Annotated in this window: 14 protein-coding genes and 1 pseudogene; 1 reads left to right on the plus strand and 14 read right to left on the minus strand. The window is 41.7% G+C overall.

The features are described from left to right. Nucleotides 1-61 precede the first annotated feature (61 nt). The 13 genes and pseudogenes from yaaA to FN001_RS02970 form a co-directional block, all read right to left on the minus strand. Nucleotides 62-814 (minus strand): peroxide stress protein YaaA, encoded by a 753-nt coding sequence (gene yaaA, locus FN001_RS02915; protein ID WP_142410740.1) that lies wholly within the window; start codon nt 812-814, stop codon nt 62-64. After that, on the minus strand, nt 814-1,269 hold the full coding sequence (gene bcp / locus FN001_RS02920) for a thioredoxin-dependent thiol peroxidase (protein ID WP_118531187.1): 456 nt from the start codon (nt 1,267-1,269) through the stop codon (nt 814-816). The genes yaaA and bcp overlap by 1 nt, the downstream gene beginning before the upstream one ends. Before the next feature lie 3 nt (nt 1,270-1,272). Further along, entirely contained in the window at nt 1,273-1,362 is a 90-nt protein-coding gene (locus FN001_RS18330) for a DUF6219 family protein (protein ID WP_486463476.1), read from the minus strand. Between the two features lie 183 nt (nt 1,363-1,545). After that, nucleotides 1,546-2,319 carry a DUF134 domain-containing protein gene (locus FN001_RS02925; RefSeq protein ID WP_142410741.1) on the minus strand — a complete coding sequence of 258 codons (774 nt, stop codon included), beginning with the start codon at nt 2,317-2,319 and terminating at the stop codon, nt 1,546-1,548. Nucleotides 2,320-2,505: 186 nt separating this feature from the next. Further along, nucleotides 2,506-4,308 carry an ABC transporter ATP-binding protein gene (locus FN001_RS02930; protein WP_117503895.1) on the minus strand — a complete coding sequence of 601 codons (1,803 nt, stop codon included), beginning with the start codon at nt 4,306-4,308 and terminating at the stop codon, nt 2,506-2,508. Beyond that, nucleotides 4,305-6,098: an ABC transporter ATP-binding protein gene (locus tag FN001_RS02935; protein ID WP_142410742.1), complete on the minus strand. Its 1,794-nt coding sequence runs from the start codon at nt 6,096-6,098 to the stop codon at nt 4,305-4,307. Before FN001_RS02935 ends, FN001_RS02930 begins: the two co-directional genes overlap by 4 nt. Nucleotides 6,099-6,257: 159 nt before the next feature. Continuing rightward, nucleotides 6,258-6,488, minus strand: a complete 231-nt coding sequence (locus FN001_RS18660) for a hypothetical protein (protein WP_486463467.1) — start codon at nt 6,486-6,488, stop codon at nt 6,258-6,260. 91 nt (nt 6,489-6,579) lie between these two features. Continuing rightward, complete coding sequence (locus FN001_RS02945) at nt 6,580-6,990, minus strand: DUF2500 family protein (RefSeq protein ID WP_142410743.1); 411 nt, start codon at nt 6,988-6,990, stop codon at nt 6,580-6,582. An 80-nt stretch (nt 6,991-7,070) separates the two neighbouring features. Beyond that, complete coding sequence (locus tag FN001_RS02950; RefSeq protein ID WP_142410866.1) at nt 7,071-7,262, minus strand: DUF6440 family protein; 192 nt, start codon at nt 7,260-7,262, stop codon at nt 7,071-7,073. A gap of 19 nt (nt 7,263-7,281) precedes the next feature. After that, the gene (locus FN001_RS02955) at nt 7,282-8,031 is read right to left on the minus strand and encodes a class I SAM-dependent methyltransferase (protein ID WP_142410744.1); all 750 of its coding nucleotides are present in this window, start codon (nt 8,029-8,031) and stop codon (nt 7,282-7,284) included. Between the two features lie 221 nt (nt 8,032-8,252). Next, nucleotides 8,253-9,737, minus strand: coding sequence for a recombinase family protein (locus FN001_RS02960; protein WP_142410745.1), 1,485 nt, complete (start codon nt 9,735-9,737; stop codon nt 8,253-8,255). Between the two features lie 93 nt (nt 9,738-9,830). After that, nucleotides 9,831-10,364 (minus strand): annotated as a pseudogene (locus FN001_RS02965) (type IV secretory system conjugative DNA transfer family protein); the annotation flags it as partial. Further along, a complete protein-coding gene (locus FN001_RS02970) occupies nt 10,361-10,630 on the minus strand; it encodes a DUF3801 domain-containing protein (protein ID WP_279230949.1) in 270 nt (89 codons plus the stop codon). The gene FN001_RS02970 and the pseudogene FN001_RS02965, both read right to left, overlap by 4 nt. 226 nt (nt 10,631-10,856) lie before the next feature. On the opposite strand from FN001_RS02970, the gene rd reads away from it, so the two are divergent. Next, nucleotides 10,857-11,021 carry a rubredoxin gene (rd, locus tag FN001_RS02975; protein WP_005608410.1) on the plus strand — a complete coding sequence of 55 codons (165 nt, stop codon included), beginning with the start codon at nt 10,857-10,859 and terminating at the stop codon, nt 11,019-11,021. A gap of 519 nt (nt 11,022-11,540) precedes the next feature. On the opposite strand, the gene FN001_RS02980 is transcribed toward rd, so the two are convergent. Next, nucleotides 11,541-12,605, minus strand: coding sequence for an FUSC family protein (locus FN001_RS02980; protein ID WP_117471136.1), 1,065 nt, complete (start codon nt 12,603-12,605; stop codon nt 11,541-11,543). Nucleotides 12,606-12,623: the final 18 nt, after the last annotated feature.

A 12,623-nucleotide genomic window follows, 5' to 3' on the forward strand; every position in this document is an offset into this window, starting at 1 on the left:
AATCTTCTGGCACCTTTAGCTCTGGTAAACAAACAGACGTTTTATATTTTGTCCGCAGATTCTACTTTATGATTTTTCGCTCAAAAACATACTCCGTCTCCGATGACAGATTTCCTCTGAAAGTATATCCAAGTCTATCAAACTTTTGTATATCTACAGGATTTTCAATATTATTCTCTGCCATGAATCTAACCATTTCACCGCGGGCCATCTTCGCATAGGTACCTTTTGTAACCAGCTTATCACCTGACAATTCACAGAATGTAATCGTGATGTAGTTATCTTTATCCGATAGATACCTTTCTATGCATTTTGAATATTCTTTGGATGCCAGATTTATGATAGTCCTGCTGTCATCAATTACTGAATGATATAACCGGTCCCCCCAGTAATCATATAGATTTGTTTTTTCTTCAATCTCAGCTTTTGCCTGCATTTCAAGACGATAAGGAGTCACACCATCCATCGGCTTTAAAATGCCATAAAACGCAGACAGGATTCTTAAATGATTTTGTAAATACTCAAACTGCTGGATTTCAAACACAGATGGTGCCATATATTGAAATGCAATCCCTTCATATGCTAAAACAGCCGGAGTAAGTCTACTGTAAAGATCCATTTTTTCCAATCTGTTAAAGTTCTGCTCTGCAATCTTGTCATTACATTTCCAGATAGTCTTCAGTTCCTCTTTTGATTTGCTTTTCATCCAGCTCAATACTTCTGCTGTCTTATCAATAAAGACAGGCAGTTCAATCGGTGCTATGTTATCAGTATCTACAATCATCTTTTTTGCAGGTGACAATATAATCTTCATTATACCAATTCCTTAAGCATATTTTCAGGATCATCTGCCGCTTTGACTTTATCATTGGCTTTGATGATAATCCCTTGTTCATCAATAAGATATGTCGTTCTTACCACACCCATAGAAACCTTGCCATAATTTTTCTTTTCTTTCCATACATCATATGCTTCGATCACCTTGCGCTCTGGATCTGCCAAAAGTGTAAATGCCAATCCATATTTTTCCTCAAATTTCTTATGAGAAGCTACGGAATCCTTACTTACCCCAAGAACAACTGCTCCTTTCTCGGTGAATTGAGGATAACGCTCGGAAAAACCACATGCCTGCTTTGTACAGCCTGCCGTGTTATCCTTTGGGTAAAAATATAAAATTACTTTTTTTCCTGCATAATCACTTAATTTATGCATTTTCCCATTCTGATCCGGCAGTTCAAAATCCGGTGCTTTGATTCCTGACTCTAACATTTACTATTCCTCCGCTTCTGTATTTTCCGCCTGTTTTCTTGTTTTTTTATTACCTGAAATCATTTTATGTCCCGTATACATAGACATAATCATACATATAAGAGAGCTGCATGCAAAATACTTAATCACTGTAGCGATTGATACAGCATTCACGGGCTTTAACTGCCATATTGAAAATGTAATCTGCCATTTTATCAAATAATACAAAAGAATGTATCACGATAATTCTTCCATTACCTTGACGCATCCTTTCGTACTAGCATAATTATATCCTTCCTAATGACAGCTGTGACTTCCACATCCATGCTCACCACATGCATGTTCTTCCCCATGGTTGTGCTCATGATGAGAACACTTCACATCCGGATTATAATCAAGTGTATCATTGATAAAAGCTTCTACCGCTTTATCCGCATCTCCTGAAACTCCTCCGAAAAGCTTAATGCCTGCTGCCGCTAACGCGGTCTGAGCACCTCCTCCGATTCCGCCGCAGATCAAAACATCTGCATTTAATGCATTAAGAACTCCTGCCAATGCACCATGTCCGCTTCCATTCGTATCTACTACTTCTGAATGTACCACTTTTCCTTCCTCTACATCGTAGATCTTAAATGTCTCTGTGTGTCCAAAGTGCTGAAAAATCTGTCCATTTTCATATGTTACTGCTATTCTCATGATATCTTCTCCTTTTTTCACTGCATATTTTTGGTAAATCTCCTGCTTGTAACAGCCTCCAAGGCTACAGTTGCTGCTCTGACCATCACAGATCCTAAAATCCCCGCCCTCGATTCTGAGCGGATGTCCATCTATGAGTGCATCTGCTATTTTCTTCCTGGCAATCTCGTAAATCCGTTGAACCGTTGTTCTTGCGACTTGCATAGATGCTGCACACTGCTCCTGACTATAACCTTTCTTGTCCAAAAGACGAATTGTCTCGTATTCATCTACCGTCAGAACAATGGGTACTTTTTTCTCAGTATCATCTGCCGGAAAGAATTCTAAAACATTCGGGAAATGGCAGACTTTCCTGCATTTTACTGGTCTCGGCATAAACTGCTCCTTTTTCGCTTTTCTTATATATTAGTTCTATAAAAGGCATATGTCAATAACTCTTTTTGACATATGCCTTTTTCAAATCGCTTTCAAAACCATCATCTTTACATATGAAATAAAGTTTTCAACTGACATGTCCAGTCAGTTGTCCCACTTTGGCAAAGAACGATCCGCAGCCCTCATCTAATACCACTTTCCCTGTTCACGATACAAAAACGCATACTTCCCACCAGACTTTATCAGTTCTTCATGCGTTCCCTGCTCGACGATCTTTCCCTTGTCAAACACAAGAATCCGATCGGCAAGTTGGGCCGAGCCAATTCGGTGGGTTACGATAAACGCCGTCTTCCCCTCCGCCATCCTTGCAAACATGCGGTACAAACGGGTTTCCTCCAGCGGGTCGATACTGGCCGTCGGCTCGTCCAGCACAATCATGTCATGCTCCTTATAGAGTCCCCTGGCAATGGCGATCCGTTGCCACTGGCCACCCGAAAGTTCGGCACCACCAAACTCCCGGCCGAGAAGCGTCCCGAATTTCTCCGGATACAGATCGGAGTTCCCGTACTCCACTCCAGCAAGAGACGCAGCCCGTTCCATCTCCTCCGCATCCCGACATTCTAGCTCCTTCAAACAAATATTGTCATCCAGTCGCATCCGGTATTTCTGGAAATTCTGGAAGACTGCAGACTGAGAGACAAAACTGTCCCGTTCCCGCAAAATCCACCCAGAGGAAGGCTCATACAGTCCCAGAACAAGCTTTACGAAGGTAGTTTTTCCAGCTCCGTTTTCACCAACGACCGCAACCGTCTCCCCCTTCCGAATCCGAACCGATATTCTATCGAGAGACGGTCGGTCGGCATTGGGATAGGCAAAAGAAACGTCTTCCACAATGACGGCACAGCTTTCCCTGCCGCTTTCACTTTCCTCTGCAATACAGCAGCCGTCAGAAGCTCCTCTGACCTGGCCATCGTCGGCCGCAAACCCATTCTGCCGGCAAAACTCAAGATAATTCCCTACCGACGCCATGTGTCGTGAAATATTTCCGGCGCTTCTCGCCACGATGTTCTCCATGAACCGGAAAATGGAATCAATGGAAGTGAACACCGCCGCAAACGCCCCAGCCGAGATGTTCCCGGAAAGCAACGACCGCACCAGAAGAAAGAGCACTCCGAGATATCCCAGAAGAGTCAAAACACGCATCAAAAGCTCTGTTCGATACAACCTGGAATCTGTCTCCCATAGCTTCTTATCATACTTTGCAAGCACCGCCCGAAATCGTTCCATGAAAAAGCCGACAGCTCCCAGCGTCCGAGTCTCCTTCCAATACCTCTTATCAATCATGCAGTCCGAATAATGCCGGTACTCCCTCTCGAGAGCTGCCGTCTCATCGGTCAGCCGCCGATACGCCTTTCTTTTTATCACCTGGGCACACACCATAGGACTAAAGATAAACAGCAACGAAAGAACCAGGATCGGATCCAGGCGGTACAAATACACCCCCATGAACGCCACATACGGCAGATTGAACATGGCAATCGAAATCACGGCTCTGAGAAGCTGCACGGTCCCGTTGATTCCTTGCCGGGCTTTCTCAATCGTTTCCAGAGTCGTCTCCTTCTCGAACTCATACAGCGGCAACTGCGCCGTCTGTGTGTGAAACTCTCTTGTCAGCGTGTTCACTGCCCTAGGATTGAAAATATGCTGCCCAATAAAATTGCCAGCTCCATTCAGTACCTGCACATAGACCGCGGCCGCTCCTACCCACAGAGCTCCAGAATAAGCGGCCTGGAGTGAGTTTCTCTCCACAGCGCTCTGTAATCCGTCAAAAAACACCTGTCTTGCCAGTGTTTCTAACGCCCACGCCGTACCGTGTAGAACATTCACGACAAGAAACAGCAGAAACACAACAGGCATGGCTCCGGCGATCTTTAGAAATAAGTGAACTACTGCGGAGACCCCGATAAAACATTCTTTTTGTCTCTTCATCCCTGATACCAGCTCCTTTGACTGTCGTACATCTCCCTGTACAACCTGTTTTCTCTGTACAGCGTCTCATGGCTTCCTGAACCGGAAACTCTCCCGTTCTCGATCACAAAGATAACGTCTGTCTGTCTCGCGCTTGCCAGCCGATGACTGATCGTAACAGAGGTATATTTCTGGTTAATGATACGGAATTTTTCGTACAGCGCACTCTCTGCAGCAGGATCCAACGCCGCCGTCGGTTCATCTAAAATCTTCACAGGGCGGTCGCTCACAAGACACCGGGCGATTGCCACCCGTTGCCACTGCCCGCCGGACAGGTCTTCCGAGTCCCTCACGATCTTCCCCAGTTTCGTCTCCATCCCATGCTTTAAGTCAGACACGATCTCGCCTAACTCCATCATATCGACAACATCTTGAAAACGAACCAGATTGATTTCGTCTCCGCACAGTTTTTCCACATCCCCGATGGCAATATTCTCATAGAGCGAAAGTCCATATCTGGCAAAATCCTGATAGACAATAGAGAAAAAACCTGCGATCCGTCCGGGGCCCCACTCCCGAATATCCGTTCCGTTAATCAGAATTTGTCCCTCATAATCATCATATAGCCCAGCGATCAGCTTCGTAATCGTAGTCTTCCCACACCCGTTTACGCCGACAAATGAATAGCTTTTCCCGGCTGAAATCTGAAACGAGAGATGGTCAAGCACCTTTCGCTTAGTCCCCGGATAGGCAAAAGTAACATCGCGAAACTCCAGCGAAGAGAACTCCGGCAATTCACAGCTCACGCTCTCCGCCTCCCTAAAATCCATTTTGGTAAAGGTTTCAACATCATGAAAAAACTCGTTATATTTCGCGATCTCGCTGACGCTGTGGAGCAGACTCCAGGACATGAGTTGGACCAGTGAGAATATATTCGAAACCAAAGCCATAAATATACCAATCGTAATCTCTCCTGCCACGACGCCAGGAAGCAGCGCAGTCATCACCACGATCGCGATCAACACCAAGGAGATGCTGCCAAGTTTCGCCTTCGCAAAAGATTTCAGATTCACCCTCGCGTTTACTCCGAGCCATTTCTTATAGGCACTCTCCCACTCACCATTGAAATATCCGGCCCAGCCAAACAAAGTCCTCTCTTCCGCCGCATCCCTTCCGGTCAAAAGCCTGGAAATATACTCATACCGCCGCTTTAGCCCCTGGGTCTCGCTGATTCCGGCATAACTGGCTCGCCCTCCGGCCAAAGACAGCATTACCAAAGGCACCGCACAGGCCGTCACAGCCAGAGCCGCTGCTGGCACATATCGAAACATCACCAGAAATAAACCCAGCGCTTTCCATACCAGCGCCAAAAACGCCAGCAACGCCTGAAACGCATTCAAGATACTCTCATCCGTATCAGTGGAAATCTTCGTGATCAGATCCCAACTCTCCGGATTCTCCACATATCGATATCGAAGATCAGCGACCTTCTCCACCATCTCCGTTCCGAACCTCTCTCGCACATCGATCCGTAGCCGCCCCACCAGAAGATCGAGAAGTTGGTTGGAAATCCAATCGAAGCTCACTAGTAGAGACACCGCAGTCAGCGCTCTCCCAACGTCGGCATACTCCCCGGACCGCAAAAGCCCTATCGCCGCATCAATGAAGGCCCCTGTCGCCAGTGTGAGCAGAGCTGGCGTAAGCCCTTGGAACAAATACAGTAACATCACTGCTACCGAGACACCAGCGCTGCATCGAACGCACAGTCCGACCGCACTCAAAATCGAATACCTCTTACCCCGTTTAATCATAATCACACCCCTTTATATTTTGATTACGAATAAATGTTCCAGAATCGTACACAATATTCATCAATCCATTTTTAGCAGATAACGGCAATAATTGATCCACCTTTTTGTCAAGAGCATACATTTTACAAAATGAATATATAATATCCCTTTTGCGTTCCTCTAAAAATAACTTATTGAGTTCCTCAATATCTTTGGATTTTTTAAATCAGCTACTGTTCCTGCAGTGTATGTCCATCCCCATGGAACACGGAAGGTCCAGAATAGTTTGATGGCTTCACGCAAGGATGATGCTCCGGCACCAACTAAATATGTCTGAAATACCATATTCCCAATGGGAATAGCTATTCCATTTAACACCAAATTGCGTTTTCTCTTCTTTTCTTTATCCATTTATTTTTGCCGCCTTAAATCTCAATTTTTATATTAAATCCATTTATCTGCTTATTTTTCTTCACATATTTTATCAATATCTCAAAAGCACTTAATAATAAATTCGCACCCGTTTCTTTCCCGTGATCAGTGTGTCCGTAACAACTGTAAACTCATGGTACTCACCTTCCACGACATTATCATAAATACTTGATGACACTTCTACATTCATAGTTTCTTCACCACAATCCAGGTCAGAAGCATTGACTCTTACATAGTACATTGTTGTAGTTTTGCTCGCACCACTGTAATGTCTTTTCTTCCAATTGTACCCCCTGTCAACTTTTTTAGCCTTACCTTTCGTTATGACCAGCAGTTCTTTGTATTCTGTTACGGAATCCCGTACCAAAACCTTGCGATAAATAAAAGGCGACAGCAATGCCACCACCACCACCACTATAAGTGCCCACGAAGTGATTTCTGTTCTTTTTGTTCTCTTGGATTTATAAATATCTTTTCTCATTGATTTTCTCCTACTCACTTGAGTCTTTGTTATTCTCTTATCTCCGTCCAGCATTTGCAAATGCAGTGGCAAACTGGATTTTACTTTGTAACTATAACTTTTCCTTCAGAGTCCAGGAGAGGTGTAACACCAGCTCCATATCCGGACTTCCAACAAAGGTAATTAACTCCCGTCTCCTTATCTACAAGAATTTGGCGAACTCCTTCATCCTTAAGCCCACTTCCGTCTCTAAATATAACTTCAAATCTTTCTTCGCCATGTTTATTTCTCATTTTTTCAAGCGTTAAAATATTAATTTTTCTTTCCACACCTAAAAAAAATAAAGTCTGGCTGATGAATAACTCCTCCAAACATATCTGCTCGCTTTTCTCTAATTGATTCTGGTACTTTTGATTCCTGACATTCCTCAATAATAAATCCAGCAGAAACAATATCATTTATTAATGTTGAAATCGTTCTATGATAAAGTTCATATTCATCTACTACCCAATGAATAACACGCTTACCCTCTATTCCGTAATTTCGTAGATTAGCATATAATCTTTCTCCAGTTTCTGTTCTGGTATATCTGTCAAAAGTCCCATCATATGCTGTACTTATTGGGTGTGACATCGAAAAAACACATTTGCCATTTTCATTCAAGTGACTATAAATCTGTTTCATAAGCCTTTCAAAATTTTCTACATAATCAAAAGCCAATGAACTTGTAATAACATCAAACTTTTCCTCTAAATCATCCAATTCTTCAAAAGCCAGTCTTCTGTATTCAATATTAGAGGCAGCATTATTTTTTCTTGCATATGCTAACATTTTTTCCGATATATCAATTCCAAGAACGGATAACGCCCCTTCCTTTGAATATTGAAGGGCATGTTGCCCCATACCACATCCAATATCTAATACTTTCTTTTTATATAGTTCAGGTATCATTCCTAATATTATTGGTGTCTCAATAATATCATTAAAATTGATTTCTTTGCTACGTATTTTCTCGAAGTTTTCGTAAAATAAATCATTATCATAAATATTTTGTTTTGACATTCTGCAACCAGCCTTTCATATAAAAAATTATTTTTTGTTTTCTTCTACTTCCATCTTCTTGTCTTTCGGGCAACAAGCATCCTTCTCTTTCAGCTCGGTCAATTCCGATTTGTTAAACTATCTATACAATACCATAGCTCTTTAGCTAATACAATAATTGCATCGCTCCCGCTTATTCTCATCAATTCTGCAACTAATGTATCTTGATCATATGCATATTGTCAGGCTGTCTGTTCTCTTTTCTTTGCATGATACGCTTCACGTCTCATAGCCAGTGTTTTTTCATATCTCTCTTTTGCAATAGGGTCTCCATTCAATGCATCTTCACGCATTTTTCTGTAGCTCTTCACTGTGGCTCTAACCTGATACTGTTTACGCTCTGCAAGCTGACTCTGTGCTTTCTGATCTCCGGCTTCTGCCCTGGCTCTCAAGGCTTCCATCTGCTCCTTTCTCCTTGCGGTATGCCGTCTGTTATATTCTGTATTTCTTTCTTCCAAATATTTCGCATATTCAGGGTCATTTTCTGCTCTCTGTTTACGCTTTTCTGCTAATTTCCTTGAACGCTCCCTTGCCTGATAAATCAGCATTTCTATTGTGCTTGCCTTGATATAGTGACCAGTACATGAATGATATTTATTGTGATACCGGCTACAACGGAATGCCTGATTGCTGTCATATATTTTCCCATCTTTTGGCTTTGAATTGATATATGCCAGTCTGCTTCCACAATCTGAGCAATAAAGCAGTCCTGACAGCCTGTGCGCAGTCTTTTCACTGTTTCGCCTTGGAGATACCCTTTTTCTCATTCTCTGCGCTTTATCATATGTTTCCTGATCAATGATAGCTTCATGTGTATTGTAAAAGACAAGCAATTCATCCTCATTTACAACCCTTTTCCGCTTTGTCTTAAAATTGTCCCTCGTTGTCTTCCCAAGAACGGTATGCCCCAAATACTCACGTCTATCAAGAATATAGCCCACTGTTGTAGCATTCCATGTATAAGGGTCATGGTAATTCGTACACTGGCAATCCTCAGGATGGTTCTGTCTCGCATAAACCGAAGGAATAAGGATTTTATCCTCTGACAATGTATCTGCTATTGCGGTTGCACCCATTCCATCACAGGCAAGCTGAAAAATGCGTCTGACAACCGAAGCTGAAACTTCATCAACATACAATGTCTGCTTATCCTCAGGCTTTCTGTAATATCCATAAGGCACTGCACCGCTAACACGGTTTCCGTCTCTCATTCTTGCCTTAAACACTGCCTTGATTTTTTTACTGGTATCTTTTGCATACCACTCATTCATGATATTCAGAAATGGTGTAAAATCATTATCTGTCGGATTGGCACTGTCAACTCCGTTATTAACTGCAATAAAACGGACATTTTTCTTAGGGAACATCATTTCAGTATAGAAACCTACTTGCAGATAGTTTCTGCCAAATCGGGACATATCTTTGACGATCACTGTTCCCACCCTGCCAGCTTCAATCTCTGTCAGCAGAGAATTGAATGCCGGTCTGTTGAAGTTCGTTCCTGAATATCCATCATCACTAAAATGCTGAATATTACCAAAGCCCTGTTGCACTGCATAATCTTCCAGATACTTCTTCTGGTTTGTTATGGAGTTGGATTCACCCTGCATCTCATCATCACGAGACAGACGCTCGTAAAGTGCTGTTATTCTGTTATCTTTAACCATTTTCTCAGCTCCCTTCGTTATGCTAAAAAATAAGAACACACAGAAAACACTTCATTTTTTAATGACTTGTTTTCTCTGTATTCTTAAAATCTACCCCTTGGGATCTGCCACCACATAGGAGGAATGCATCTGTAACAGGTTTGGTTTTATAAAGAATCTCGTCTTACCAGATCCAGATCCGCCAACTACCAGAACATTCTTATTTCTGGCATACTTTGGAATCTACGGTCTGCTGCTCATGGTGATCCGTTCTGACTGAGACAGAATCACGTTGTTTGCAAATACCGGATCTTCAAATGGTTCGATATCTTCATTCCTACCCCATCTGGCTGATCCATATTCCTCATTGTGCCGGAACTTCTTCGCATTTTTCCCTTTCAGATATACTGCGATTCTCAGTGCCGCTCCACATATAATACCTGTCAAAAGATCTGTAGGATTCAGGCTCGGCAAAGGATTTGAAAATGCCGTTTGGAGCACCCCATCAAGTACCAGGCTTTGAATTTTCTTCGATGCATTTGCCCCAGCAGCAAGTCTCCATGCCTCACCAAGATTTGTTGCTGCCAATCCCAAAATAATGTAGGGAATGTTCAGGATCAGCAGCTTTTTCAACTGTTTTGTATTCATAGCGACCTCTCCTTCTTTTTTTCTGCAACTTTCTTTGGAATTGCTGCTACGATTTCCTTGAATTTCTTCAGCTTCTCCAGAACACTGGTCTTTGCTACAGATGGCTTCTTGATCTGCTTTGCTGAATAATCCTGTAAAATTCTTGTAACCGCGTCTGTATCTTTTGCCTTAAAGAAAACCGTATAGACCGGAGGACTTTTCTCTCTGTCTCTGACAACTGCAAAATCCACTCCATATTTCTTTGCGAATGAGAAAGAGCAATGCACTGCCAGATTTTCAGAAATAGTGTAGAACCAGTCTTTTTCGTAACATTTTAGTCAGATATTACTGAATTTAAAATACGCAAAATAAAAATAATAATAATTACTATTATTGACAAAACAGAAAGTATCATGTATAATACAGACATACATAAAAAAGCAACAAAATACTGAAAAATTCAGTAGGAATCTATTAACAAAATGAATCAACAATGAAAAGGAGAAAATAACTATGAAAAAATATGAATGTGAACCATGTGGCTATATTTATGATCCGGCAGTAGGCGATCCAGACGGAGGTATCGCTCCAGGAACTGCATTTGAGGATATTCCAGATGACTGGGTATGCCCGATCTGTGGATTAGGAAAAGATGTTTTTGTTCCTGTAGAAGACTAAGCAGAAAATGCGAGACGATGAGAAAATCTCTGTAAATTGGATTCTTCTATGATAATGAAGGGTGAGAAGCTTACAAATCAGGCTTTTCACCCTTGTTTTATATATAACAGTTACTGCTAGGCATGTCAAGAGCAGGCGGCTGGCCGCCTGTCTTAGATTATGTTTTTACTTAATATTCAATCACTATATCAGAAAAGAATATAGGCTCTGCTTCCTTATAATTGTCTTTCAAAAATTCATATAACATAAACCTCATTCCTTCCTCCTAAATATTTATAACCTATATGGTTATTTTTGTTAATTATATTCTATATCCTGTTTTCACGATCTGGCAATGTAATTTTAGCACTATGGTTAGTATATCCAAAGCAGAATAAAACATAAAAAAAGATCTGTCACCCTTAGGATTCTTCCCAAAGCCAACAGATCTTACATTTTCCCTTACATCTTTATACTCTTTGCCAGACTCGTCAGCAAAGCTGCCATCTCCGGATTAACCTTTTTTCTTTCTAACCCACGTTATTTTGCAGCCACGGTTACCACTGTTTCCTTTTTTTTCGACATAAGCCAATAAAACATAGAACAAAATATTAATGCAAATACAACGCCAAAAACATTCTGAATCACTCTAAGACCAACTGCTCCTTTTAGTCCATAACTCTCTGTAGCAATGGCCAAAGCACCAAATGTGTTAAATACTGCCTGCCAGCCATATTTTGCAGAAAGTCCTACACCAATTCCGCCAAGGATTCCTATGTATGTATAGATGGATGACGGAAGCAGAAAATATAGTACTGTAAAGCATATTACACCTGCAATATTTCCGACAATCCTTTTGCGGACTCTGTATTGCATGTCCTCCATAAATGGTAAGATTGCTGACATTGCCGCAATTCCAGCCCACATTGCCCGTGGCATATTGCAGAGTTCCGCAATGCAGAGTACTGCCGGTACGCATATGATCTGACATAACTGCCACTTTGTTCTGGAAGAAGATATATCAAATTCCTGTACCAAATCATTCAAATTTCTTTTATACGTTCTGTTTTTATGATTTCGATAAAATACGAAGCAGGTAAGTGCTGCACCTAATGCCATTCCGGTTAATCGCATCTGATAACTTTTTCCTGTTACATCATATCCATACAATAACAGATAACCAAGAACCAATGTGGATTGGTTAAACATGAATGGGTTATGACATCCGAACAGAATCAGCACTGCCAGTGCAGCAATGTTTAACAGCATTCCAAGTACCGGTGAAAGCTGGTTTGCTAAATGCGGACATACAGTCATAATTACAAAGAACAAAGCCAAAAGCATCGTAGATTGTCCAGTGTGGATCCCCAGATCCGCATTCCGAAATACCATAAGGCATAATAAAACTACTACACCCACAATACTATTCTCATTTCCAAATAAGATACTGAAAATAGTAACAAATAAAAAACAAAATGCCATTGTAACAGCTATCTTTACCAAATATACCAGTATATGATATGATTTTTCTTTCACTGTTTCACTCTTTTTCAACAGATTTTTAGAACCTGCCTGATTTAACTGCAATTCCTGATAAAATGTCATGTAATTTCTCCTCTATCT

The sequence above is a fragment of the Clostridium sp. Marseille-P7770 genome, from assembly GCF_902143525.1.
Taxonomy (GTDB): domain Bacteria; phylum Bacillota; class Clostridia; order Lachnospirales; family Lachnospiraceae; genus Pilosibacter.